Source organism: Oleidesulfovibrio alaskensis DSM 16109, assembly GCF_000482745.1.
Taxonomy (GTDB): Bacteria; Desulfobacterota; Desulfovibrionia; order Desulfovibrionales; family Desulfovibrionaceae; genus Oleidesulfovibrio; species Oleidesulfovibrio alaskensis.
Genome location: NZ_AXWQ01000005.1, coordinates 202519 through 226147, shown reverse-complemented (window position 1 = coordinate 226147; position 23629 = coordinate 202519). Strand labels below are relative to the sequence as shown.

25 protein-coding genes and 2 riboswitches are annotated in these 23629 nt (G+C 56.5%); of the genes, 24 read left to right on the top strand and 1 reads right to left on the bottom strand.

The features are described from left to right. Positions 1-40: 40 nt before the first annotated feature. The 8 genes from H586_RS0103815 (at position 41) to H586_RS0103775 (ending at position 7388) form a co-directional block, all read left to right on the top strand. Positions 41-796: a motility protein A gene (locus H586_RS0103815; RefSeq protein WP_011367497.1), complete on the top strand. Its 756-nt coding sequence runs from the start codon at positions 41-43 to the stop codon at positions 794-796. Next, entirely contained in the window at positions 786-1523 is a 738-nt protein-coding gene (locus H586_RS0103810; protein ID WP_011367498.1) for an OmpA/MotB family protein, read from the top strand. Before H586_RS0103815 ends, H586_RS0103810 begins: the two co-directional genes overlap by 11 nt. Positions 1524-1528: 5 nt before the next feature. Beyond that, entirely contained in the window at positions 1529-1924 is a 396-nt protein-coding gene (locus H586_RS18060) for a PilZ domain-containing protein (protein ID WP_011367499.1), read from the top strand. Positions 1925-1941: 17 nt separating this feature from the next. Continuing rightward, positions 1942-3357: a biotin carboxylase N-terminal domain-containing protein gene (locus tag H586_RS0103800; RefSeq protein ID WP_011367500.1), complete on the top strand. Its 1416-nt coding sequence runs from the start codon at positions 1942-1944 to the stop codon at positions 3355-3357. A 183-nt stretch (positions 3358-3540) separates the two neighbouring features. Beyond that, the gene (locus tag H586_RS0103790) at positions 3541-5805 is read left to right on the top strand and encodes an acetyl-CoA carboxylase carboxyl transferase subunit alpha/beta (RefSeq protein ID WP_011367501.1); all 2265 of its coding nucleotides are present in this window, start codon (positions 3541-3543) and stop codon (positions 5803-5805) included. A gap of 50 nt (positions 5806-5855) precedes the next feature. Next, positions 5856-6506: a biotin/lipoyl attachment domain-containing protein gene (locus tag H586_RS0103785; RefSeq protein ID WP_011367502.1), complete on the top strand. Its 651-nt coding sequence runs from the start codon at positions 5856-5858 to the stop codon at positions 6504-6506. Positions 6507-6509: 3 nt separating this feature from the next. Further along, positions 6510-6857 carry a hypothetical protein gene (locus tag H586_RS0103780; RefSeq protein ID WP_011367503.1) on the top strand — a complete coding sequence of 116 codons (348 nt, stop codon included), beginning with the start codon at positions 6510-6512 and terminating at the stop codon, positions 6855-6857. Positions 6858-6887: 30 nt separating this feature from the next. Then, the gene (locus H586_RS0103775) at positions 6888-7388 is read left to right on the top strand and encodes a single-stranded DNA-binding protein (RefSeq protein WP_011367504.1); all 501 of its coding nucleotides are present in this window, start codon (positions 6888-6890) and stop codon (positions 7386-7388) included. Positions 7389-7528: 140 nt separating this feature from the next. Here the strand turns inward: H586_RS0103775 and H586_RS0103770 are convergent, their stop codons facing one another. Continuing rightward, positions 7529-8311 carry an IclR family transcriptional regulator gene (locus H586_RS0103770; RefSeq protein WP_027181400.1) on the bottom strand — a complete coding sequence of 261 codons (783 nt, stop codon included), beginning with the start codon at positions 8309-8311 and terminating at the stop codon, positions 7529-7531. 182 nt (positions 8312-8493) lie between these two features. Here H586_RS0103770 and alr point away from each other — a divergent pair, with 182 nt between their 5' ends. The 16 genes from alr (at position 8494) to H586_RS0103690 (ending at position 23626) form a co-directional block, all read left to right on the top strand. Further along, on the top strand, positions 8494-9660 hold the full coding sequence (gene alr, locus H586_RS0103765) for an alanine racemase (protein WP_027181399.1): 1167 nt from the start codon (positions 8494-8496) through the stop codon (positions 9658-9660). A gap of 106 nt (positions 9661-9766) precedes the next feature. Then, positions 9767-10804, top strand: a complete 1038-nt coding sequence (locus H586_RS0103760; protein WP_034618536.1) for a TRAP transporter substrate-binding protein — start codon at positions 9767-9769, stop codon at positions 10802-10804. After that, positions 10805-11329 (top strand): TRAP transporter small permease, encoded by a 525-nt coding sequence (locus tag H586_RS0103755; RefSeq protein ID WP_027181397.1) that lies wholly within the window; start codon positions 10805-10807, stop codon positions 11327-11329. It abuts the gene before it with no gap. Then, positions 11326-12609, top strand: a complete 1284-nt coding sequence (locus H586_RS0103750; RefSeq protein ID WP_011367509.1) for a TRAP transporter large permease — start codon at positions 11326-11328, stop codon at positions 12607-12609. Before H586_RS0103755 ends, H586_RS0103750 begins: the two co-directional genes overlap by 4 nt. Before the next feature lie 55 nt (positions 12610-12664). After that, the gene (locus tag H586_RS0103745) at positions 12665-13423 is read left to right on the top strand and encodes a M15 family metallopeptidase (RefSeq protein ID WP_034618593.1); all 759 of its coding nucleotides are present in this window, start codon (positions 12665-12667) and stop codon (positions 13421-13423) included. A gap of 169 nt (positions 13424-13592) precedes the next feature. Beyond that, positions 13593-15170 carry a sigma 54-interacting transcriptional regulator gene (locus H586_RS0103740; protein ID WP_011367511.1) on the top strand — a complete coding sequence of 526 codons (1578 nt, stop codon included), beginning with the start codon at positions 13593-13595 and terminating at the stop codon, positions 15168-15170. A 323-nt stretch (positions 15171-15493) separates the two neighbouring features. Continuing rightward, positions 15494-16606, top strand: coding sequence for an alanine dehydrogenase (ald, locus tag H586_RS0103735; protein WP_027181395.1), 1113 nt, complete (start codon positions 15494-15496; stop codon positions 16604-16606). 136 nt (positions 16607-16742) lie between these two features. Then, positions 16743-16846: riboswitch (TPP riboswitch) on the top strand. Positions 16847-16903: 57 nt separating this feature from the next. After that, positions 16904-17010, top strand: a riboswitch (TPP riboswitch). 142 nt (positions 17011-17152) lie between these two features. After that, positions 17153-17353, top strand: a complete 201-nt coding sequence (thiS, locus tag H586_RS0103730) for a sulfur carrier protein ThiS (RefSeq protein ID WP_011367513.1) — start codon at positions 17153-17155, stop codon at positions 17351-17353. Beyond that, a complete protein-coding gene (locus H586_RS0103725; RefSeq protein ID WP_011367514.1) occupies positions 17353-18147 on the top strand; it encodes a thiazole synthase in 795 nt (264 codons plus the stop codon). The genes thiS and H586_RS0103725 overlap by 1 nt, the downstream gene beginning before the upstream one ends. A 32-nt stretch (positions 18148-18179) precedes the next feature. Next, entirely contained in the window at positions 18180-19349 is a 1170-nt protein-coding gene (thiH, locus tag H586_RS0103720) for a 2-iminoacetate synthase ThiH (protein WP_267878764.1), read from the top strand. Further along, positions 19346-19987, top strand: a complete 642-nt coding sequence (gene thiF / locus H586_RS0103715) for a sulfur carrier protein ThiS adenylyltransferase ThiF (RefSeq protein WP_027181393.1) — start codon at positions 19346-19348, stop codon at positions 19985-19987. Before thiH ends, thiF begins: the two co-directional genes overlap by 4 nt. After that, positions 19987-20631, top strand: a complete 645-nt coding sequence (thiE, locus tag H586_RS0103710; RefSeq protein ID WP_027181392.1) for a thiamine phosphate synthase — start codon at positions 19987-19989, stop codon at positions 20629-20631. The genes thiF and thiE overlap by 1 nt, the downstream gene beginning before the upstream one ends. A 276-nt stretch (positions 20632-20907) precedes the next feature. Continuing rightward, the gene (locus H586_RS19875) at positions 20908-21393 is read left to right on the top strand and encodes a methyltransferase family protein (protein ID WP_011367518.1); all 486 of its coding nucleotides are present in this window, start codon (positions 20908-20910) and stop codon (positions 21391-21393) included. After that, a complete protein-coding gene (locus tag H586_RS18050; protein WP_051363847.1) occupies positions 21393-21848 on the top strand; it encodes a MarR family winged helix-turn-helix transcriptional regulator in 456 nt (151 codons plus the stop codon). Before H586_RS19875 ends, H586_RS18050 begins: the two co-directional genes overlap by 1 nt. 90 nt (positions 21849-21938) lie before the next feature. Continuing rightward, positions 21939-22598 carry a TetR family transcriptional regulator gene (locus tag H586_RS18045; protein ID WP_081701757.1) on the top strand — a complete coding sequence of 220 codons (660 nt, stop codon included), beginning with the start codon at positions 21939-21941 and terminating at the stop codon, positions 22596-22598. Continuing rightward, on the top strand, positions 22595-23626 hold the full coding sequence (locus tag H586_RS0103690) for an efflux RND transporter periplasmic adaptor subunit (protein ID WP_011367521.1): 1032 nt from the start codon (positions 22595-22597) through the stop codon (positions 23624-23626). The genes H586_RS18045 and H586_RS0103690 overlap by 4 nt, the downstream gene beginning before the upstream one ends. The last annotated feature ends 3 nt before the right edge of the window (positions 23627-23629 follow it).

The window sequence follows — 23629 nt, the reverse complement described above, 5'->3', positions numbered from 1 at the left end:
TTCCTGCCTTTTTACCAGTTGCGGAGCTTAGACCGAACATATGGATATAGCAACTCTTTTCGGGATTATTGCCGGGTTCGGCCTTGTGGTCGGCGCTATCTTTATGGGGGGCAATTTTGCCGACTTTGTCAACCTGCCGGGGCTGATGATCGTTTTCGGCGGCACGGGAGCCGCCATTCTGGTCACTTTTCCTTTTGAAGAAGTGGTGCAGGCCGTGAAAGGGGGGCTGCAGGTTTTCGGCGCCAGAAACGTGAAAAACCGTGATGTGGTCAATACCATGGTACGTGTGGCTGAAATTAGCCGCCGTGAGGGGCTGACCGCTCTGGAACACATAAAAACCGAAAATAGCCTGCTGAAAAAAGCCTGCCAGCTGATAGCCGACAATGCCGACCATGCGCTTATACGCGATACTGTGATGATTGAAATCGCCACCATGCGCAGACGGCACAACGTGTCCATAGCCGTGTTCAACCGGCTGGGGGCGTTTGCACCGGCGTTCGGTATGATAGGCACGCTTATCGGTCTGGTGCAGATGCTTACCCGTCTCAACGACCCTGCCGCCATCGGTCCGGCCATGGCTGTGGCCATTTTGACCACGTTTTACGGGGCGTTGATGGCCAATCTGCTTTTTTTACCCATCGCCGGCAAACTGAAAGCCCGCACCCTGCAGGAAGAAGTGCACCTTTTTATCATTTTCGAAGGGGCAAAATCCATACTGGAGAATAACAACCCGCGTCTGGTGCATGAAAAGCTTTCGTCATTCCTTTCACCTCAGGAGCGCCGGAGTGTCCGATAAGGATCTGCCTTTTTCCCTGATAGAGCAGGAAGAAGAGGACCGCACCGACGAGTGGATTGTCACGTTTGCCGATCTCGCCACGCTGCTGCTTGTTTTTTTCATTCTGCTTTTTTCCATGTCAGTCATCGACGAACAGCGGTTCACCGACTCGTTCACTTCCGTACGGACGGTTTTCGGCGGCAAGGAAAGCACGCTGTTCACGTCATCTGTGCGTTCGGACGATGCGGCCCTGCTTGAAAGCGTGCGTTTGCAGAAACAGCTCATCGAGGCTCAGCGGAAGGTGTATTCAGATGTGCGGACCTTTTTGAACCGCAAAGGAGTGGAAGGCGTGATCGGGGCGGTTTTTGACGAAGGCGTGATCACCATCAAAGTGCCGGCTGGAGTGCTTTTTGAAAAGAACTCCGTGGATATTTCCGCAGACGGGCTTTCCATGCTTGAAGGGTTGAATGACTTTTTCCTGAAAAAAAAGGATCAGTCCATCAATATACGGGGGTATACCGACGACAGTGTGCCGGCTGCCGGCAGCCGCTTCAGGGATAACTGGGAAATCTCCGCCCTGCGGGCGGTGAATGTGCTTCGTTTTTTCCTCAAGTCTGGTATAGAGCCCGGACGGCTGACAGCGACCGGACTCGGTGATCTTGATCCGCTTTTTCCCAACACCAGCGAAGAAAACCGCGCAAAGAACAGAAGGGTTGAATTTGTTCTGGAGCGCCGTGTGGGTAAGTAGCTGTCATGAATGAAGAATTTGATATTGTTTTTACCGGGACCGGCGGACAGCGCCGGGCTTTTCGCACGCGTATCAGGGGGCTTGAAGCCTTTCTTGAAGAACGCGGTACGTTCCTGCCCGTCAGGGACATCAGTGCCACTGGTTGCTCCGTGGACGGAGACGAGCAGGGCTTTGGCATAGGCGACGACTTCCGCATTGACCTTTTTGTCAATAAAAAGCTGTTCATAGCCGGACTCCTGCTGAGAGTTGTGCGGCTGTTACCTGACGGCGGCCTTGGCTGCAGCTTTGAAGAGCTTGACCGGCGACAGGAAGCGCGGCTGGACAAGCTTATTCTGGAAGTGCAGAAACGGCAGATCGCCATGAAAAGGGCGACTGTGTGTGATGAAGAACTGGAAAAATAAACAGTCGAGGGACATTGGTGCAGAATACCGAACATAAGGTGCTGGTGGCGAATCGAGGGGAAATCGCCATCCGTATCGTTCAGGCCTGCCGCAAGCTGGGTCTGGATTTTGTATGTGTATACACGGCGGAAGACGCTGAGTCGGGGCATGTACGCATCGCCCGTCAGCTTGGCGGCGAAAAAAGCCTGTTCCGTGTATCGTCATATCATGATGCGAACGAACTGTTGTCCGTAGCAGACGAGGCCGGCGCCACCGCCGTGCATCCCGGCTACGGCTTTTTTGCCGAAGATTACAGGTTCGCGCGGCGGGTATCGCAGCGCGGGCGCAAACTGATATTCATAGGTCCGTCATGGCGGGTTATCCGCGAGCTGGGTGACAAGATAAATACCAAACGTCTTGCGCGCAGTCTCGGCGTGCCCACTGTGCCCGGTTCAGACAAACCCATCTACGACGAGATGGAAGCCGAAAAAGTGGCCCAGTCGCTTTTCGAGTTTCAGGAAGAGCAGGGCGTCGAGCGCCCTCTGGTTCTGGTCAAGGCCTCCGCCGGAGGCGGCGGAATGGGTATAGAGGAAGTGCACAGCCTTGATCTGTTCCGCTCCGTGTATCGCCGTATCCGCAATTACGCCCTGCGTCAGTTCAATGACGAGGGTGTTCTTATCGAGCAGCGTGTCAACGACTTCAACCATCTGGAAGTTCAGATCGTTTCTGACAGAAGCGGCAAAAATCCCGTGCATTTCGGCACGAGAAACTGCTCCATACAGTCCACCGGTCTGCAAAAGCGCGTGGAAATTGCTCCGGGGTTCGACTCTTCGTCGTATTCCTATGCGTTTGACGCAGACAAACTGCTGGAAGACATCACCAACCACTCTCTGGCTATGGCCCGCAAGGTCGGCTACGACAATGTGGGCACATGGGAGTGGATTGTCTCGCGCGACGGGCGTCCCTTTCTGATGGAGGTGAACACCCGCATTCAGGTGGAAAACGGCGTTTCTGCCGCCATAGCGCGCATTCACGGTAAAGGCGGTGTCGACATAATCGCCGAGCAGATCCGTGTGGGGCTGGGCGAGCCGCTGGGTTACACGCAGGAAGATATCACATTCGAAGGTGTGGGCATTGAATACCGCATCATCGCGGAAGATCCTGACAACCGTTTCACCCCCTGGGTGGGACGTATAGAAGGCTTCCGCTGGGATGAACGTGACTGGCTTTCCATGCATACGCATGTGCCCACTGACAGTCCGTATGACATTCCCACTGAGTTCGACCCCAACCTTGCCCTTGCCATTGTGTGGGGCAAAGACCTTGCACAGGTCCGGGAGCGGGGGCTGGAACTGCTGGACACCATCACGCTGGAGGGCGTTAATCAGGCCGGTCCCATGCGCACCAACATTGCTTTTCTGCGCAGAAAGACGGCTGATGTTCTCCGTTTCTGATGTGTCGGGTGCGGCCGTTTTTGTCCGTTATTCTGCGGTACAGAGGCAGCTGTTCTTTTCCGGCAGGTATTCCGGTGTGTAGCCGCCGCGCGGTTGCCCGCGCTGTGCGGACTCTGCACGGCATGCCGTATGCGGCTGCCGTAGCCCAACAAGGCAATATCCCCGCAAGCGGGGAGGAGCGATATGGATTTTGATAAGAAACTGCATCAGCTTAACGACCGTCTCAACTACATCCGGGACGTGTTTACCGGCAAGCAGGAAGAAAATATCCGCCTGCTTGAGAGCAAGCTGAATGAATTGATGCTGAGGGAAAAGCACCTTTCCGCTTCGGAACAGCAGGCTGCCGCAGCCACGGTTGACGATCTGTTCGACTTTGTGGAGCGCAAGCTTGAAGAAGATCTTACCCCCATGGACAGGGTGCGTATCGTACGTCATTCGCAGCGGGTCTGCCTGCGCGACGTGCTTGAAAACGTGTACGACAACTACACCGAGATAGGCGGCAAGGACGAGAACAGTATCGATCCGAGCATGCTTATTGCGCGTGCCTACATCACAAGGCGCAGCGGTAAAAAGGTGTACCACCAGCCGGTGATGGTCATAGGGCAGGAAAAAGGCCATGGAGAGGAATTCCGCAACGGCGGTTCTGTAAAGCCCTGGGGCAATGCCAAGGCCCTGCACTATATGAAAGTTGCCGAAACAGAAAATATTCCCATCCATACATATGTGTTCACACCCGGATCATATCCGGTGGAGGATGCTCCCGGAGCTGCCCAGCAGATAGCCCGCAACCTGTACGAAATGGCAGGGCTGCGTGTGCCTGTTGTGGCCGTGTTTTCCGAAGGTGGCTCCGGCGGTGCCGAAGCCATCGGGCTGGCCGATACCCGGCTCATGCTCTCCCACGGGTACTATTCTGTTATTTCTCCCGAAGGGGCGGCCGCCATCGAAGGCAGGCTCAAAGAAGGCCAGCGTGCCACGCCGGAACTGATTGAAAAATGCGCGCGCCAGCTGCGTATCACCGCAGCGGATAACCGCCGCATGGGGTACATTGATCACGTTATAGACGAGCCGCCGCTGGGAGCCAGACCGTACCATTACGATTTTTTCCGTTCTTTGCGGCAGGAAGTTATCCGCGCGACGGATGAGGTTGTGCTGGGGGTCAAGGGATTTGCTCCTTTCCGCGCCATGGCTTTGCGCAGGCGGCACGGCAAAAAGGGTGTGACGCCTGACTTTGACAATATCTATGTCCGCTGGAATCTTTCTTCCAACGCCCGTGACAGACTGGTGATGAAACGCCACCGCAAGTTCCGCCGCCTGTCACGTCAGGCTTGCCTGGACAGACGCGCCGTGCACCGCAGAATATGGGAATGGGGATATGATCTCGGCTGGGATGTTTATTCTTATTTCAAGTACGACCTGTGGCGTAAGCATCAGCAGCGCATTGTTTATGCGGTGGAAGAGGTGGACGCTGAAGCGCGTGTGCTGATGAACCGCCTGCTGAGCCCGTGGCGTAAGCTGAGCGGGTCACTGCCCGGTTCCGGCAAGCCTGCCGAGGACAAAGAAAAAGAGCTGACCATGCTTTCGCAGTGGGATCAGGAAGACCAGCGCAACGGCGAATGGCGCTATGTAAGCCCGCGTGCCAAGGAAGACCGCACCATTACCTGCCCCAATGCGGATTCTCATGGCTGCCTTGACCTGTGGGCCCCTGATCTTTTTGGCGAATTTGCCGGTGTGTGCAACTATTGCGGTCATCATTTTCCGATGGAAAGCAAGTGGTTCGTGCATAATATCTTTGATAACGGCTCTGTTTTCGAGTTCAACTCCGAGCTGGAAGCCGCCAACCCGCTGGGTTTTGAAGGGCTGGACGTGAAGCTGGATCAGGCCAAGCAGAAAACCGGCCAGAAGTCCGGCTGCGTCACGTTCGAAGCGCGGCTCGATAATATCAAGATAGTGGTGGCCATGCTTACCGCACCGTTCCGCGGTGGGTCGGTGGGTGCCGCCGAAGGCGAAAAGTTTATCCGCGCCGCTGAGCGGGCCAAGAAAAAGCGTTTTCCGTTTCTTGCCTATGTGCACGGCACTGCCGGTATCCGCATTCAGGAAGGCACCAACGGAGTCATCCAGATGCCCCGCTGCACCATGGCCGTGCGCCGGTACATCGAAGAAGGCGGGCTGTACCTTGTGGTTTATGACACCAATTCCTACGCCGGCCCTCTGGCAAGCTTTCTCGGCTGTTCGCCGTATCAGTTTGCCATCCGTTCTGCCAACATAGGCTTTGCGGGCAGAGGGGTTATCAAGGAAACGACCGGTATGGATATTCCTCCTGACTACCACAATGCCTTCAAGGCACTGAGCAGAGGACATATTCAGGGCATATGGGACCGCAGAGAGGCGCGGCAGAATCTGCGCCAGGCACTGCTGACCATGGGCGGACGCAATCTTTATTACCGCTAGCCGTCAACCGGCCGCGGGGCCGAACGAAGCAAGGAAACGGGTGAAAAACCGTGCTTGATATATCACAACTGCTTGAAGAGATTAAGGCGTCTCCTTATCAGGAGGAGACAATAGTGGCCCCCCACACGGGGGTGGTGACCTTTGCTCCCATCAAGGAAGGCAAGCGTGTGCGCGGGCCTTCCGGTGTGTGGAAAGAAGTGAAGGGCACACTGCTTGCCACCATTGAACGGGAAAGGAACCCCAAACCCATTCATGCCACGGAAAAAGGCAAGGTGAAGGATATATTCCGCCAGTACGAAGGAACCTTTGTCGAAGCCGGAACACCGCTTGTGAGCATCCGGCACTATCTGTCAAAGGAGGAAGTGCTGGGGATCATTCTGCGTAAGGCGCTGCATCTGTTCAAGGCGCCGGAGCGGGCCAAATACTACTTCACGCCGGATGTGGACAAAAAAGTCAAGGTGTCCGGTTCCAGATCTGTCACTGTGCAGAACGGCATGGAACTTTTCATCATGTCGCGTATGAAGCGCGAAACGCCGCTGCATTACGAAGGCCCCGAAGGTCTGATTTACGCGGTGTACTTTCAGCATAACGAAAACGTGGACGCCGGCCAGCCGCTGATAGGCATCTGCCCGCCGGATCAGCTGGAAACCATAGAAGAGGTGGTCATGCGCGTGCAGACGGAGTGGGTGGAAAAGGAGTGACCGATGGGTAAAGTGCTTCAGGTACGGGTTATGGCCTATACGTTTGACCCCGATGATGTCAGGCGCACCTGGCCGCTGCTTTACACGCAGGTATGGGGTGAACGCTCCCCCCGGCCCGACGAAATGCGCGGTGTGGCGGAGCTGGTTCAGGCTCTGGATGACGGTCTGCGCTTTGAGCCGTGGGACGGGCGTGTAAAAAAGGTGCTCGAACCGGGAGTACGCAGCCTTTCGGCTCTTATGCAGCAGCTTGAAACCGCTCTGGGGGACTGGGATCCCCGGCAGGCAAACTCGCTGAGCGAGAGAATAGAGGAAGGACTTTCCGAGCTTGAAAAAGAGCTGGCGAAAGCGTAGGAAGAGCCGAGATACAAAAGGAGACGTCTCATGTCGCTTAATAAAGTTATGCTCATAGGCAGGCTGGGTGCCGACCCCGAGCTTAAATATTCCCAATCAGGAACCCCTGTTGCGCGTATGCGCATTGCCACCAGCGAAACCTATACGGACCGCGAAGGCAACCGGCAGGAAAGCACGGAGTGGCATACCGTGGTTGTGTTCCAGCGTCAGGCCGAAAACTGCGCCAACTACCTTTCCAAAGGCAGCATGGTGTATGTGGAAGGCAGCCTGCAGACAAGACAGTGGCAGGATCAGCAGGGACAGAACAGATACACCACCGAGATCAAGGGCCAGCGCGTCCAGTTTCTTGACAGAAAAGGCGATGGTCCCGGTGCGCCTGCACAGGGCGGCGGTGAGCGCCGTTCTTTCCAGCAGCCGCAGCAGTCACAGCAGCGTGGCGGCCGCCAGGCTCCTCCTGCCGATGACGGATTCGATGATCTCGGTCCGGCATTTCCTTCGGAAGTCAGCGGAATGGACGACGTGCCGTTCTAGGCACATCGTGTTTATTCGTGATGTTAAAGCCCCGCAGGCTTGCCTGCGGGGCTTTTGTATTCTGTATGATTCTCCGGTGCGCAGCGGGACCGGGTGCACCGCACTATTTATGCAGCTTTCCACCGGCACGCGGCGTGCCATCAGAACTGGCGGCCGATGTCTGATGCGGCTTTGAGTACCACCGGTGCCAGCTCGGCGGCAATGCGGCTGTCGTCCCATTCGTTGTTGTCTGCAGAAATATAGACAGCGGCCAGCAGTGTACCGCCGGACGATAGTACGGGTGCTGAAACGGAAACTTCACCTATGAGCTGCTCCTGACGCGAAACCGCATACCCCAGTTCTGCCGCCTGCCGTACGGCCCGCATGTTTGCCTCGCTGTCAGTGATGGTGAACGGAGTCAGCTGCGTTCTGACGCTCTGTTCTATCAGGCTGCGGGCGCTGTTTTGCGGCAGACACGAAAGCAGAGCCCTGCCGCCGCAGAATGCGGGCACCCTTCTGCCCGCCAGCGTGCTTTCAAGCAATATGAACCGCTGGGGCAGGCGTATAAGATACATAACATCTTGCTCGTACAGAATACCCAGATAACTGGCGCATCCTGTTCTTTTACGCATTTCCAGCAGCACCGGTGTGGCAATTTCCACAAGTCGTTTGTCCTTCAAATAATGATAGCTGAGCGACATTACCTTTGGACTTAAAGAATAACGCTTGGTATCTGTGTCTTTTTCCAGATAGCCAAGGGCCTCCCATGTAAAGAGAAAGCGCTGAACAGCGCTTTTGTTCAGCCCTGTCTTGCGGCTCAGGTCCGACAGACTCAGATTGCGGGCAGTGGAATCGAAGGCCTCCAGAACCATCAGAGCCCGTTGAAGTGAATGTACAAAAAGCGGGTCAGGGCGTCTGTCAGTAACGGCCGGTTCTTCTGCCATGAAGGCCTCCCTGCTGTGCTGCTTTGTGTTTGTCGTGTGCTGCGTGGAAGTATGATGTTGTTTGGTTGCACAACTGTCGTTATTGATGTTGTTGTTGACAGTGCAACTGCAATATGTACAATTGTATTATGATAAAAAGTATTGCATTGCAATACTGTTTTGCAGAATCAGGAGCTGTCGCTGTGGGATATGAAGCATTTCCCGAGCCGTTGTGGGCGGAGATAGATCTCTGCGCCCTGCGGCACAATTTTTCCGCTGTACGGTCGCACGTCGGAAAGGGTGTACGCATTATGGCAGTGGTCAAGGCCGACGCTTACGGTCACGGGGCTGTGGCCGTGGCACACGAACTGTTGCGTCAGGGGGCTGATGCCTTCGGAGTGGCCAGACTGGATGAGGCAGTGGAACTGCGCGAGAACGGTATCACCCGGCCTGTGCTCATTTTCGGGCCCACCCCGCCGCAGAAGGCTCCGCTGCTTGCCCGCTACGGCATCATACAGACCGTGCATTCCGATACCTATGCAGAGGCGCTGCAGGCGGCGTTGCTGGCCCAGCAGCCCCGCAGGCGGGTACAGGTGCACATAAAGGTGGACACCGGCATGGGGCGTCTTGGGTATATCGCCACGGGAAACGGCGGTGATGTTCCGCTGGGACAGGTGTTTGCCGGTTTTTCTTCCCGCACCATGCTGGATGTGTGCGGTGTGTTCACCCACTTTGCCGCCAGCGATGCCGCCGACCCTGTTACGGCGCGCAGGCAGCTGGCCGTGTTTGAACAGGCACTGTCAGAGCTGCCTGCCGGTATGCGCGACAGGCTGTGTGTGCATGCGGCCAACAGCGCGGCAACCATGGTCATGCCCGATGCCCGTTTTGACATGGTGCGCCCGGGCATCATCCTGTACGGGCTCCGCCCCTCGGCAGAGATGGACACCGCCGGTTTCGATCTGCGTCCGGTGATGAGCCTCAAAGGCCGTATAGCCAGCGTCAAACGTGTTCCTGCCGGATTTACGGTAAGCTACGGGCATACCCACGTGACGGCCGCCGGAACTGTCATTGCGGCAGTGCCTGCAGGGTACGCGGACGGGTACAGCCGCCTGCTTTCGTCCTGCGGCACCATGCTGGTTCACGGCCGCCCGGCCGCAGTAACCGGCAGGGTGTGTATGGACCAGACCATGATTGACGTGGGGCACATTGACGGAGTGCAGGAGGGGGACGAGGTTGTCCTGCTGGGCAGGCAGGGCGCCGAAAGCGTGACGGCAGACGATCACGCCCGTCTGACTTCCACTATTAATTATGAGGTTGTCTCCCGCATACTTGCCCGTGTGCCGCGGGTTTATGTGGAAAACGCAGAGTAATGACCCGCTTGCGCCGGGCGGCGCCGCGGGATTGGTGCTTCCCCTGTCCGTACGGCAGTGCGCCGCAGGCGGGGCGGTTCAACCTTATTCCTATCGGAGGATGTCTATGAAACCATCGGGACATTTTTTCAGAGGCATGAAGCGTTTTATGGCCGCCGCACTGGTCGTGCTGGCTGTTCCGGCGCTGGCTGCGGCCGCCATGACGGTCAAGATGAGTTACAACGGGCCGCCCAGTCTGGAAGACAACGCCGTGCATGCTTTTGCCACCACTTTCAAGGAACTGGTTGAAAAAGAGTCCGGAGGCGGCATTGTCATCGACCTGTATCCCAACAGTCAGCTGGGTAATGAGCAGCAGCGCATGGAACAGGTGATGACCGGTCCCATGATCAATGTGGCTTCTTTCGGCGGTATGGAGACCGTGTTTCCTGAAATGTTCGCCACCAACGTACCCTTCATGTTTGAAAGCTACGCTGCGGCACATGAATTTTTCGACAACAGCTCTTTTATGGATAAAGCCGGAAAAGAGCTGCGTTCGCGCACCGGCATCGAGCTGCTGGCCGTGGTGGAAGAGGGGGGCTTCATTGCCTTTACTTCCAAAAAGCCCGTCAGGTCTCCGGCTGATTTCAAGGGTATGAAATTCCGCGCCATGGATGCCAGCCAGGTAGCCATGTACGAAGCCTTCGGAGCTTCCGGAACTCCTATTCCGTGGACCGAGGTGTATCTTGCGCTTAAAACCGGCGTGGCAGACGGCCAGATGAACCCCCCCACCTATATCATCATCGGCAGCCTGTACGAGGTGCAGGACCATCTCACCCTTGCCAACGTCCAGTATTCCGATCAGTTCCTGTTGATTAACGGTGAACTGCTTGACTCTCTTCCCGACAGCCAGCGTCAGGTAATCCGTAAGGCGGCGCACGAGGCAAACGTCAAGACCCGCCAGTTTGTGGAGTCTCAGGTAGACGAGCGTGTGAAGTTTCTGGCCGGCAAGGGCATGACCGTTTACACCCCCACCGCGGAAGAGCTGGCGCAGTTCAAGGAACTTGGCAGTCCTTCCTACATCAAGTGGCTCAGCGGACAGATTGACACGGCATGGATAGACCATGCCATGGAAGACGCCCGCAAGGCCAATGAGGCAGTGAAATAGATGGGCCGTGTGGCGGACGTCTGTTATAAGGCTTCCGACCTGCTGGAGCGCCTCTGCCTTATGGGGGCGGGGGCTCTCCTCGTGGTCAACCTGCTGTCGGTTATGCTTGGTGTGTTTTCCCGTTTTTATCGTGCGCCCGTGTGGACAACTGATCTGGCAAAGGTCACGCTTGTCTGGATGGTCATGCTGGCTGCTGCTCCTGCTTTGAAGCGCGGCGAGCACATGGCCATTCACATTCTGGTCGACAGGCTGTCTCCCGGCGCCAGAAGGGCGGCTGTGATATTCCGTACACTGGTGTTTGCGGGCATCCTTGTGCTTATGATCTGGCTGGGCGGTGCATATGCTTACAAAATGCGTCTGTTCACCATTATGACGCTGGGAGTGAAAAAAACGATACCGTTGCTGGCGGTACCCGTAGGCATGGCGCTGATGCTTGCAGAATACGCATTGCAGCAGTTCATCGCACTTGATGCGCTGGCCGCCCGCCCCGTGCGCGGTGCATCAGAGGGGGAAGACGCGTCATGAGCATTCTTTTGCTGCTTGTCTTTTTTGCCATGCTGGCATCGGGGCTGCCGCTGTTTGTGGCCATGCTGTGTACAGCGCTGGCCGGGTTTGCCTACATCGGCGAGTCCGGTCAACTGCGGCTGATGGTGCAGCAGTTTTATGGCGGCATGGAACCTTTTTCCCTGCTGGCCATACCGTACTTTATTCTGGTGGGCGAACTGATGGGCTGCGCCGGACTGACCAGCAGACTGTTGCGTTTTGCCGAGGCTCTTGTGGGACACCTCAAGGGCGGACTGGGCTATGTGACAGTGGTGGCCAGCATCATTTTTGCCGGTGTCAACGGCTCTGCCGCGGCGGATGCGTCCGCAGTAGGCTCCATCATGATTCCCGCCATGAAAAAAGGCGGATACCCCGACTCGTATGCCGCGGGCCTTACTGCCGGCAGTTCGCTTATCGGTCCCATCATTCCGCCGAGCATTTTTATGATTTTGTTCGGCGCCATGACAAAGACGAATGTGGGCGGGCTGTTTATGGCGGGTGTGGTGCCGGGGTTGCTGCTTGGTGTCGCTTTTATGGTCATGCACCGCATCAGTGCCGCGCGGCTCAACCTGCCTACGGTCAATACGGCCTTTTCCATGCCTGATCTCTGGAGGGCCACCGGCGGAGCCATGGCTGCGCTCATTGCTCCGGGTATCATTATCGGCGGTATCCTGTTCGGGTTCATGACCCCCACCGAATCCGGTGCCATAGCCAGTCTGTATGTGGTCATCGTGGGCTTTGTCTGGACACGGCAGCTGACGGTGAAGGGCGTGCTGCTGGCGTTGTCGAACACGGTCCGGCTTACCAGTGTCATTTTTGTGGTTATCGGGGCGGCGACTATTGTCGGCTGGATTCTGTCTGCCGAAAAAGTACCGCAGTCCATGGCTCCGGTGATCATGAGTTATGCCTCGAGTCCTGAACAGGTTCTGCTGCTGATAAGCCTGATTGTGTTTGTGGTGGGCATGTTCATGGAAGAAATTGCGGCTCTGGTGCTGCTTACTCCGGTGTTCGCGCCGCTGGCTGTGGCGGCGGGAATTGATCCGTATCATTTCGGCATCGTGATGACACTGAACATCACCATTGCGCTTATCACTCCGCCCATGGGAGCCTGCGTGTACATCGTATCCTCCGTGGGTAATGTGTCGCTGGAAAAAATGTTCAGGCACATCTGGCCGTTTGTTCTGGTGGCGCTGGCCTGTCAGCTGCTGCTGATTTTTGTTCCCGGGATATCTGTCTGGCTGCCGCATATGCTGGGCTATTAACATTGCTGACCGGTGCGGGCCGATGCCGCGCCGGTCGTTTTTTGCGGAGAACATAATGTATAAACACTACAGCGCCCCCATTCCCGCTGTACGTTCCCACAGCTGGGAAGAAGTCTACTCCGTGTCCATTGCCGAAAATAATGAACCGCTGGTTCCGCTGTCGCTGGTTCCGGAGAAGATATTGGTGCGTTCGGCCTATTTTGCCGCCGGTATAGGCGGAGCCTTGCCGGAATGTTATGCCCGCCGGAGTGTGTTTGAAAAATTATTGCTGGCGGCCGAAATGTTGCCGCCTGATCTGCGTATGGTGGTGCTGGACGGATGGCGCAGCCCGCAGGTCCAGACTGTGCTGTTCCAGCGCTGCCGCAGTGCTTTGGCCAGAGCCAACCCGCAGGCGGATGAAGATGAACTGCACGCGCTGACCCAGCAGTATGTGGCACGCCCCGGCTTTGACGCTTCCGCGCCGTCGCCGCATGTGACAGGAGGGGCGGTTGACCTTACTCTGGCAACCCGTTCCGGCAGGCAGCTGTTTTTCGGTTCGCCCTTTGATTATCCCAGAGACATCTCATACACGCGGCATCTGGAAGAACGTCTTGAGCGGGGCATCGCATTGCAGCCTGAGGAAAAAGAGGCCTTGAGCAACCGCCGGCTGCTGTACGGCGTGATGGTCCGGGCCGGATTTGTCAATTATTCCTGTGAATGGTGGCACTTCGAGTACGGCACCCAGCGTTGGGCATTGAAAAAAGGTGAAGATTTTGCCGTGTACGGACCTTCGCGGGTATGTCTGAATCCTTTTGAATCGTTTGAAAAAAAATGAACAGGTCGTCCGGAAACCGTATATCCGGCGTGCAAAAGCCTGCGGAGCGGAACAGCTTTGCAGGCTTGTTTGTCCGGTAAAACGGTGTTTTACTGGCTTTGCTCTGCAGCGGGCACTTCCTGAGCCGCCTGGTGGCGGCTGATAATTCTGTATCCGTAAACGGCATGGTATGAAGCTCAAGCTTGAACTTATTTTCAAAGACCGCGTGGGTGTTGTTTCCGACCTTTCTTCATTGCTGGCCGGCCATGCATTTTCCATTTCTTCCATGGAGGTGGAACGTAAGACTGACAAAGCCTTTGTATATATCGAGGCGGAAAAGTGGGACGAGGCCGTGGAGCGGGCGGCGCTTTTTAAAGTGCTCAGCAGAATTCCCGACCTGCTGGAATTCCGCATTGTGGAAACATTGCCCGGTGAAGAACGTGAAAAGCGTTTCAAGGTCGTGCTGGACAATATCAGTGACGGAGTGCTGTCCATCGATGCTCGGGGCAGGGTGACAGCCATCAATGCCGTTCTGCGTCAGGTTTACGGCTGCGGCCCAGATGCGGCGGGCAAGCCGCTTGCTTCTCTGGGACTGCCGGATAACGGGCTTCTGGAGTGCCTTGAGGGTAAGGAGCTGCTTAATGCCAAGCGTGAGATAGCCACCTCTGACGGGCGGGTACAGTACTTTGTGACCCGCCGTCCCATACGCGACTCCAATGACCGCATTGTCGGGGCTGTGGAACTGGCCCGCGATATGCGTGAAATCCGGCAGCTGGCCCGTTCCATAACCGATCCGGAACAGATCGGATTTGGCGATATTGTCGGCAGGGATGCTGCCATCGCTTTTGCCATCAGCTTTGCAGAGCAGGTTGCGGCAACAGACTCCATCATTTCCATCCGCGGAGAAAGCGGTACAGGCAAAGAGCTTTTTGCCCGTGCCATTCATACAGCCAGCAGGCGCAGCGGACCTTTTGTTCCTGTAAACTGTGCTGCACTGCCCGAGCAGCTGCTGGAAAGCGAGCTTTTCGGCTATGAGCGCGGGGCGTTCACAGGCGGCAGGCGCGAGGGCAAACAGGGGCTGTTTGAAGTGGCCCGGGGCGGAACTCTTTTTCTGGACGAGATAGGCGATATGCCGCTTGCATCGCAGGTGAAAATCCTGCGCGTCATACAGGAAAGCAGAATGCGCCGGCTGGGAGGTTCGCAGGAAGTGGCGGTGGACACGCGCATTATAACCGCCACCAACAGAACTCTTGAGCGGCTGGTGGAAGAAGGGCGCTTCCGGCAGGATTTGTATTACCGCATCAATGTGCTGCCTATCCACATACCCCCGCTAAAAGAGCGGCTGGACGATATCCCGCTGCTGGTGGAGCATTTTTTGCTGAATCTCGCGGCGCGGCTGGACAAGCCGGCGCGTTCGCTTACCCCCGATGCGCTGGACAAGCTGCGCGCGCATCATTGGCCGGGTAATGTCCGGGAGTTGAAAAACGTTGTGGAGCGTGCGGCCATATTGTGTCAGGGGCAGATAGTGCGCCAGTCACATATACTTTTCAGCCATGAAATCGAAGCCGGCATGTCGCGGCAGGCGTTACGGCAGGGGGCGCGTGTTGCCAGTACAGGACTGCGCGATGCTGTGGCCGACTTTGAACGCGGTGTCATACGCGATGCTCTGACAAGAACGCCGAGTATCCGCAAGGCGGCGCAGGCTCTCGGGGTTTCTCACTCCTCACTGCTGGCAAAAATGCGCAAACTGGGTGTCGGTTCGGTTTGATTTATGTCCAAATGGTTTGATTTTTGACCATCATGCACATGGTTATTTAAAACAGATAGATAGTGCGTATACTTTGTTTCGCTGGTTTGTTTTTTTACCATTTCTAGCTGTTCAATCACTCATTTCTGCAATAGCAGTACAGTCTTTTTTGATATTTTCATCAAAATAATGTTCTGTTTTTAAACATCTTTTTTCCGGCCTCAGTTTTACTTTTCTTCCGTTGTTTTTTAGCTCCGCATTCTGGCAAGGTGTTTGCTTTCTTATGAAAAGGGCGCAGGCATGGTGTCTGCTGCTTTGCATATTTCAGCGTGGAGGAAAGCAATATGATCGTAGGCATTCTCAAAGAAATAAAGTCCGAAGAGAACCGGGTGTCCATGACGCCTGCCGGTGCGGAAGTGATGGTGCATCATGGACATACCGTGCTGGTGGAGAAAAATGCGGGGACGGGCAGCGGATTTCTGGACGAGGCCTACACCAGAGCCGGAGCGGAAATTGTAGAGACTCCTGCAGAGATTTATGCCCGCGCTGATATGGTTATGCACGTCAAAGAACCTCTGCCTTCTGAATACGGCCTTATCCGTGAAGGACAGATTGTGTTCACCTATCTGCACCTTGCCGCAGATGAAAAGCTTACCAAGGCTCTGGTGGACAGCAAGGCGGTATGCATCGCGTATGAAACCATTCAGAAGCCGGACGGAAGCCTGCCGCTGCTTACTCCCATGAGCGAAGTGGCCGGGCGGATGGCCATTCAGCAGGGTGCCAAATATCTGGAGATGACACAGGGCGGGCACGGCGTGCTGCTGGGCGGCGTTCCCGGGGTTGATCCGGGTACAGTTGTAGTCATAGGCGGCGGAGTGGTGGGTACCAATGCCGCCAAGATGGCATGCGGTCTGGGCGCAAAGGTGTACATTCTTGATATGAATCTTGACCGGCTGCGTCACCTCAGCGATATCATGCCGGCCAACTGCTTTCCTCTGATGTCTTCTCCCGCCACGCTGCGCAAGCTGGTACGCGAGGCTGACGTGGTGGTGGGTGCCGTACTGGTTGCCGGCGCCAAGGCTCCGCGTCTTGTAACACGTGAGATGATAAAAACCATGAAGCGCGGATCCGTACTGGTGGATGTGGCCATTGATCAGGGCGGATGTTTTGAAACTTCTCATCCCACAACACACAAGGATCCCACGTTTGTGGTGGACGATGTGGTGCATTACTGCGTGGCCAACATGCCCGGCGCCGTGGCAAAAACCTCCACACTGGCTCTGACCAATGCCACGTTGCCCTATGCCGTGACTCTGGCGGATAAAGGGTGGAAAAAAGCCATGCAGGACAGCCGTGAAATTGCGCTGGGTGCCAACGTGATCGATGGCGAAATCACATATAAAGGTGTGGCTGAAGCATTTGATATGCCCTACGCCGGAGTGGAAAAGTTTCTGTAGAAACAGGCAGATGATCCTGACAGCGTGTCGGGTGCCTGCAGCCGTGAGCAAAAGTCGCACCGGCCGGAAGACTCCGGCCGGTGCTTTTTTTACAAATAAGTGCTTTACAGCATGTGGCCGGTCGGCTACTGTGCGGTCAAACAGCTAGGGGTGCCCGTACGGGCTGAGATTGAAACAGGAGTTTCTGACCCTTGGAACCTGATGCGGGTAACCGCCGTAGGGAAGCTGGCAGACATATCATACATATGCAGCCGGCCGGAGCCGGTTTTTTTTGTATGTATGACCAGGGCGCGTATGCGCCAGTGCTGGGGGGGCCTTGTCAGGCTGAGATTGAAGCGCAAAGCTTCTGACCCCTTGAACCTGATGCAGTTAACACTGCCGAAGGGAAGCCATGATATTTTCATTGCGGAAATGCTGCGGCTTGTCTTTCGGGCAGGCCGCTTTTTTTATGTCCGATGTATGAAAGACAGCAGCGCGCCGCCCGCCGGAAGATTCCGGCGTTGCCGGACGCTGCGGCCTGTCGGGTGCAGAACAAAAGGCGGAACAATGAACATCAGGGTGAATGGTAAAGAGGAAGAGATACCTTCCGGACTCACCGTCAGCGAACTGCTGAAGGGTAAAGGTCTGAATGCAGCTGCGGTGGTTGTGGAATGCAACCGCGCCATCATACCGCCGGACGCATTTGCGGCAACGGTGCTGCACGAAGGGGATGAACTGGAAATCCTGCACTTTGTAGGAGGGGGCTAATGGAACACACAACAACACACAACAACGATCCACTGGTACTTGGCGGACGTGCTCTGGAAAGTCGTCTTTTCATAGGCACCGGCAAGTACGGCTCCGACAGTCTCATACCCCGGGTGGCAGAAGCCAGCGGCGCACAGGTGATTACGGTGGCATTGCGGCGTGTGGACATGCAGGCTGCCGCAGGCAACGTCATGCAGCACATTCCGCAGCATATGCAGCTTTTACCCAACACATCCGGGGCGCGCACGGCTGAAGAAGCCGTGCGCATCGCCCGGCTGGCCCGCGCCGCAGGATGCGGCGACTGGATTAAAATCGAGGTGATTTCGGACAGCAGGTATCTGCTGCCGGACGGGTATGAAACTGCAAAAGCCACTGAGATACTGGCACGGGACGGTTTTGTGGTTTTGCCGTACATGAATCCCGACCTGTATGTGGCGCGCGATCTTGTCAGTGCGGGAGCCGCTGCGGTCATGCCTCTGGGGGCCCCCATAGGAACCAACAGAGGGCTGCGCACGCAGGAGATGATAGGTATTCTTATTGAAGAGATTGAACTGCCCGTCATTGTCGATGCCGGAATAGGGCGTCCTTCGCAGGCCTGCGAGGCAATGGAAATGGGCGCTGCAGCCTGTCTTGTCAATACGGCCATAGCTTCTGCGGGCGATCCTGTTCTTATGGCATCGGCATTCGGCGCTGCAGTGCGGGCCGGGCGCAGAGCCTGGCTGGCCGGAACAGGCGCCGTGCTGGAAGGGCAGGCGCAGGCTTCTTCGCCTTTGCTGGGCTTTCTGGATTCATGATGTGCAGCCATGAGAAAATGACGGGGAGCGTGATGAGTGAAATCAGCGCTGACATGAGTGTGAGAACCGCACAGGCGGGAGGTTTTTACGAAGTTGTCCGCCAGTTGCAGGATGTGGATGTGCAGGCCGCCTGCATGGCGGCTGACGGATACAGAGTGCGGCAGGCTCTGGCAAAGGATACCCTTTCTCCGGAAGACTTTCTGGCTTTGCTTTCACCCGCGGCCCGTCCGTACATGGAATCAATGGCGCATAAGGCCCGTGATGTCACGGTGCGCCAGTTCGGCCGCACCATCCAGCTGTTTACTCCGCTGTACCTTTCAAACTGGTGTACAAACAGGTGCGTGTATTGCAGCTTCAATGCCTGCAGTGGCATAGACCGCATGCAGCTGGATGCTGCGGGCGTGCTGCGCGAAGGGCAGGCCATAGCCGCCACAGGACTGCGCCATCTGCTGCTGCTGACCGGCGAGGCTCCGGCAAAGGCTTCCGTTGACTACATCCGCGACTGTGTGCGCGTGTTGCGTCCTCTGTTTCCGTCACTGAGTATTGAAGTGTACGCCCTGACCGAGCCTGAGTACCGCACACTTGCCGTTGCCGGTGTGGACGGCATGACACTTTTTCAGGAAACATATAACGAGGCTTTGTACCCGTCATTGCATCCTGCCGGTCCCAAAAGCAATTATCATTTCAGGCTGGGGGCGCCGGAAAGAGCATGCCGTGCCGGAATGCGCAATGTGAATATAGGTGCGTTGCTCGGACTGGATCAGTGGCAGCGTGATGCTTTTATGACGGGTATGCATGCCCTTTGGCTGCAGCACAGGTATCCGGGAGTGGATATTGCTGTTTCGCTGCCGCGTATGCGTCCTTATGCCGGCAGTTTTCAGCCGGTGTGTGACGTGGATGATCGTGCGCTGGTGCAAATACTGCTGGCCATGCGGCTTTTTCTGCCGCGGTGCGGCATTACCATTTCCACGCGCGAACGGCCTGCATTCCGCGATAATCTGATACCGCTGGGAGTGACCCGCATGAGTGCCGGTGTATCCACCGCTGTGGGCGGACATGCGGAAAACGAACATTCCTCTGTAGGGCAGTTTGAAATTTCTGACCCGCGCAGTGTGGACGAGGTGGTTGAAGCCGTTAGCCGGGTCGGTTATCAGGCCGTGTTTAAAGACTGGCATCCGCTGGAAGACAGCTGCGCGGTATGACGGGTATGTTGCGCAGGGGGTTGGGCAGTCACCTGAAGGAGCATCAGCTTGAGCTTCTGGCAGGTGCTGTGGTGGGGATTGCCGGTGCCGGAGGACTGGGTTCCAACTGTGCGGCCATGCTGGTGCGCAGCGGCATTCGTAATCTGGTGCTGGCCGATCATGACCATGTGGAACCTTCCAATCTGAACAGACAGTGGTTCACGCCGCAGCAGGTCGGGAAGCCCAAGGTGCGCGCGCTGGCCGACAACCTGTATGCCCTGGAACCGGAACTGGTTCTGAGCGTGCATCAGGTGCGTATTGACCGCACATTACTGCATGATTTGTTCGGCAGTTGCTCCGTAGTGGTGGAGGCTGTGGATGATGCCGCAACCAAGAGCATGATTGTTTCCTACTGCATGGAGCACGGGATTTTTTTTGTAAGCGCTTCGGGCATGGGCGGCTGGGGCGGCCCCGGTATGCAGGTGCGCGGGGTGCGGAATGCCGGCGTGGTGGTGGGAGACATGCAGACTGCCGTGGTCCCTGGGGTACCCCCCATGGCACCGCGGGTACAGATGGCTGCCGCCATGCAGGCGGACGCAGTTCTTTGCCGGATTCTGGGCCCCTGCGTGACGGCAGATTGTATCAGGGAGCAGGAGTGATGAAGAATAATATGGCTGACTGGGATATCTATTGTCTGACCGATGCCGGACTTTCACGCGGGCGTGATACCGTGGAGGTTGTCCGTGCCATGCTGCAGGGCGGCGCCAGAGTGATACAATATCGTGAAAAAGACAAAAAAGCCGGTGAAATGCTGCGTGAATGCATGGGGATTCGCAAGCTGACCAGAGATGCCGGTTGCTGCTTTATTGTCAACGATCATATTGATGTGGCCATGCTGTGCGATGCGGACGGCGTACATGTGGGGCAGGAAGACATTCCCGTACCGGAAGTGCGTCGTCTTGTGGGCGACGGAAAAATCATCGGGCTTTCCACCCATTCGCCGGAGCAGTGCTGTGACGCTGTTGCACAGGGCGCTGATTATATAGGGGTGGGGCCTGTTTTTTTCACCCGTACCAAAAAAGATGTCTGTGCGCCTGTGGGGTTTGAATACCTTGATTATGTGGCTGCAAACCACACTGTGCCCTTTGTGGCCATAGGCGGCATCAAGGAACATAATATCGAGGAAGTGGCGGCTCACGGGGCGCGCTGCTGCGCGCTCGTTTCTGCCATTACGGGAGCAGATGACATAGCAGCCACCGTCGCCGGTCTGCGCGGCAGGTTGAGGAGTGCCTCCGGTCGCTGATTACTGTGGTCCTTGTGTCGGCCGTGCATGCTGCGCTGCGGGGGCCTTTCCGGTGCTCTGGTATCTGTAGCGGGTGCAGTGCCGGCCATATTTTTTTGTTTCCCCTTGTTGCCGGAATATGCAGGCTGGCCGTTTGTGCTTGTATTTCCGCTGTGTTTGAGTCTGCTGAGCCGCCTTCGGGCGGCTTTTTTTATGAGCGGGCGTTACCTGATCGATATATTGACAATTTGGTTGTCAATATGACATTTTTATTGTCAATATGACAGGGAGGTGCTTATGCCCGCAAAATCAACCGCTGCGCTGCAGCCGCCGCAAGTATGGATTCTTCCGCCGTTGTTTTTTTATGCCTGCCTTGTGGCTGGAGGCGTGCTTGAGTTTGTCTTTCCTACTTCACTGCCGTTAAGCGGCCGTTTTCTGCATGTGCCGGCGGGGCTTTTTCTGGTGCTGGCAGGAGGCGCGTTCATGATGTGGGGGCATAACCTGTTTACAAGCCGAAAGGTGCAGGTACGCACCGACAGCCCTTCGCATATGCTGGTGGCTGAAGGGGCTTACCGTTACAGCCGTAACCCCATGTATACCGGCGGGGTGGCCATTATGGCCGGTATAGGCGTGATGATGGCAAGCCTGTGGCTGCTGGGTGCTGCGTTTATGCTGTTACTGTACCTGCATCTGCATGTTGTCCCGCGGGAAGAAGCCTACCTCCGTGCCGCGTTTGGAAACAGATATGAAGAGTTTTGTCTCAGTGTCAGAAGGTGGCTGTAATGAAGCCGCATGCATGCGCCTGCGGCGCGGAGTTGCACGATCTTTTCCGGCAGGTTGTCAGGCTGAATGCGGCGCTGGGTATTATTATGGACAGTGTGCACGAGCAAAGCGGCATGACTACCCCGCAGAAGCGTGTGGCAACGCAGATTGCCGAATCCGGACCGCTTACAGTTCCTGATATCGCCTTTGCTCTGGGTGTTTCCCGGCAGTTCATTCAGACAGTATGCAACGACTTGCACCTTACCGGACTGCTGGAATTCAGAGATAATCCCAAGCATAAACGGTCCAGACTGGCGGTGCTTACTGCTGCCGGACAGCAGGCGTACAATGCGGCAGTCTGCAAAGAAAACGAAATGATCCAGACGATTTTCAGCGGTACAGACGGCACTGATGTGCGCAGGGCCACGGCCCTGCTGGACGCTTTGCGCCGCCGCATTGAAGAAACCGCGTTCTGACTGCAACCCGCAGGGTGCCGGAACAATCCGCTCTGCCGTAGTGCCGGCATCGCATTATAAAAAAAGTGAACACTGTTTACTTTTTTTATAATGCGATGTAGCCCATGCCGGATGCAGCAGGCACATACCCCCCCGCATAGCGCAAAGAGCATCAAGCATGATGTAAAGCGCAGGATTATTCTTGATGCCGCCCGCCGGATGTTCGCACACGACGGTGCGGGCAGTGTTTCCATGCGTAATTTGGCACGTGAGGTCGGATGCAGTGCCGCGGTGCTGTACCGGTATTTCGGAAGCAGGGAATCCATTCTGTGGGAACTGAGGTGTGAAGGTATCGTGTTGTTGAACGATGCCCTCATGGGGGCGGCAGATGCCGCCGACCCTTTGCTCAGGCTGCAGCAGCTTGGCAGGGCGTATGTGTCTTTCGGGCTTGATAATCTGGAATATTATGAGCTTATGTTTCGTACGCCGTTTTACGAATTCGATGCCGGCTCGCTGCCGGACGGTCTGCCCGATGATGCTCTTGTGCTGCTGCACTCGACGGCAGCGGAATGTCTGGAACTGGGGTATTTTGCTGGAAGCGATGTGACAACCGTGGTCAGCAGCATGTGGTCTCTGGTGCACGGGCTGGTAAGTCTGATACTGAATGGCAGGGCTCCGCTGATGATGGGGGCGCTGGATACACATGCGATGATTGACAGGGTACCGGATTTTATTGCCGGTCTGGCACGGGCTGCCAGAGGAGGAATATGATTGAGGGAAAAGGCGCTCCGGCGCTGAAGAAAATTCTGTTGCTTGCCGCATTTCTGGGAGTGTGGCAGGCGTGTTGTCTGCCGTCCGCCGCACAGAGTGCGGCGGCTGTTTTTGTGGTGGAACCGGCGCACAGAGTGGTCACCCTGACCGGTTTTACGCGGCCGCGTACCCGCCTTGCGCTGGTGAGCGAAGTTCCGGCGCGCTGCACGCAGGTGTACGCCGACGTGGGTGACCCCATAGGTGAAAAAGGTGTTTTTGCGACCTTGGACACCACATTTATCAGGCTGGAACTGCAGGCCAACAGGGCCGATCAGCAGCGCCTGAAAAGTGATGTGGCGTATTTTGACAAGGAAACTTCAAGGTACCGGAATCTTGTGGGCGGCAAACACGCGGCGCAGTCGCAGCTGGACGGTATTGTGCGCGATCTGGTGACCGCCAGACAGCAGCTGGAACGGTTGCGCATTGATGAAATGACACTGGCAGAACGTCTGCGGCGGCATACCATCAGTGCGCCTTCGGGCTGGCGCGTCATCGAACGCAGCGTGGAGCCGGGAGAGTGGGTGACGCAGGGGCAGAAGCTGGCCGTAATCGGCGACTTTGATACCCTGCTTGTGCCGCTGGCGCTCAGCGTACGCGAGTTTGAAGCCCTGAAGGCAATGGAGCGCATAGAACTGACTCTGCCCGACAGCGGTACGCGTATTTCTGCCGTTGTGGAGCGAGTTTCGCCCGACTTTGACCCCGCCACACGCAAGATCAACGTCGACCTGCAGGTAACCGGAGAAACCGGCGTCCTGCGCGGCGGCATCCGGACAGAGCTTGCCCTGCGTATGCCGGATGAAGGGGGCGCCGTGGCGGTGCCTCAGTCTGCTCTGACAAGGGCGTACGAGGACTGGTTTCTGGTGCGCCCCGACGGAGAGCGTGTCCGCGTGCTGGTACTGGGCCCCGGTGAACAGGCAGGTACCATGCGTGTGCGTTCCGCGCAGGTGCATGCCGGTGATGTCTTTCTTGTCACCCCCGAGGCAGGGTAGCGG

Excerpts from the sequence above, each read along its gene's own strand:
- H586_RS0103815 (WP_011367497.1), top strand. The coding sequence starts at position 41 with ATGGATATAGCAACTCTTTTCGGGATTATTGCCGGGTTCGGCCTTGTG.
- H586_RS18060 (WP_011367499.1), top strand. The coding sequence starts at position 1,529 with ATGAATGAAGAATTTGATATTGTTTTTACCGGGACCGGCGGACAGCGC.
- H586_RS0103790 (WP_011367501.1), top strand. The coding sequence starts at position 3,541 with ATGGATTTTGATAAGAAACTGCATCAGCTTAACGACCGTCTCAACTAC.
- H586_RS0103780 (WP_011367503.1), top strand. The coding sequence starts at position 6,510 with ATGGGTAAAGTGCTTCAGGTACGGGTTATGGCCTATACGTTTGACCCC.
- H586_RS0103775 (WP_011367504.1), top strand. The coding sequence starts at position 6,888 with ATGTCGCTTAATAAAGTTATGCTCATAGGCAGGCTGGGTGCCGACCCC.
- H586_RS0103770 (WP_027181400.1), bottom strand. The coding sequence starts at position 8,311 with ATGGCAGAAGAACCGGCCGTTACTGACAGACGCCCTGACCCGCTTTTT.
- H586_RS0103760 (WP_034618536.1), top strand. The coding sequence starts at position 9,767 with ATGAAACCATCGGGACATTTTTTCAGAGGCATGAAGCGTTTTATGGCC.
- H586_RS0103755 (WP_027181397.1), top strand. The coding sequence starts at position 10,805 with ATGGGCCGTGTGGCGGACGTCTGTTATAAGGCTTCCGACCTGCTGGAG.
- H586_RS0103750 (WP_011367509.1), top strand. The coding sequence starts at position 11,326 with ATGAGCATTCTTTTGCTGCTTGTCTTTTTTGCCATGCTGGCATCGGGG.
- H586_RS0103745 (WP_034618593.1), top strand. The coding sequence starts at position 12,665 with ATGTATAAACACTACAGCGCCCCCATTCCCGCTGTACGTTCCCACAGC.
- H586_RS0103740 (WP_011367511.1), top strand. The coding sequence starts at position 13,593 with ATGAAGCTCAAGCTTGAACTTATTTTCAAAGACCGCGTGGGTGTTGTT.
- ald (WP_027181395.1), top strand. The coding sequence starts at position 15,494 with ATGATCGTAGGCATTCTCAAAGAAATAAAGTCCGAAGAGAACCGGGTG.
- thiS (WP_011367513.1), top strand. The coding sequence starts at position 17,153 with ATGAACATCAGGGTGAATGGTAAAGAGGAAGAGATACCTTCCGGACTC.
- H586_RS0103725 (WP_011367514.1), top strand. The coding sequence starts at position 17,353 with ATGGAACACACAACAACACACAACAACGATCCACTGGTACTTGGCGGA.
- thiH (WP_267878764.1), top strand. The coding sequence starts at position 18,180 with ATGAGTGAAATCAGCGCTGACATGAGTGTGAGAACCGCACAGGCGGGA.
- thiF (WP_027181393.1), top strand. The coding sequence starts at position 19,346 with ATGACGGGTATGTTGCGCAGGGGGTTGGGCAGTCACCTGAAGGAGCAT.
- thiE (WP_027181392.1), top strand. The coding sequence starts at position 19,987 with ATGAAGAATAATATGGCTGACTGGGATATCTATTGTCTGACCGATGCC.
- H586_RS19875 (WP_011367518.1), top strand. The coding sequence starts at position 20,908 with ATGCCCGCAAAATCAACCGCTGCGCTGCAGCCGCCGCAAGTATGGATT.
- H586_RS18050 (WP_051363847.1), top strand. The coding sequence starts at position 21,393 with ATGAAGCCGCATGCATGCGCCTGCGGCGCGGAGTTGCACGATCTTTTC.
- H586_RS18045 (WP_081701757.1), top strand. The coding sequence starts at position 21,939 with ATGCGATGTAGCCCATGCCGGATGCAGCAGGCACATACCCCCCCGCAT.
- H586_RS0103690 (WP_011367521.1), top strand. The coding sequence starts at position 22,595 with ATGATTGAGGGAAAAGGCGCTCCGGCGCTGAAGAAAATTCTGTTGCTT.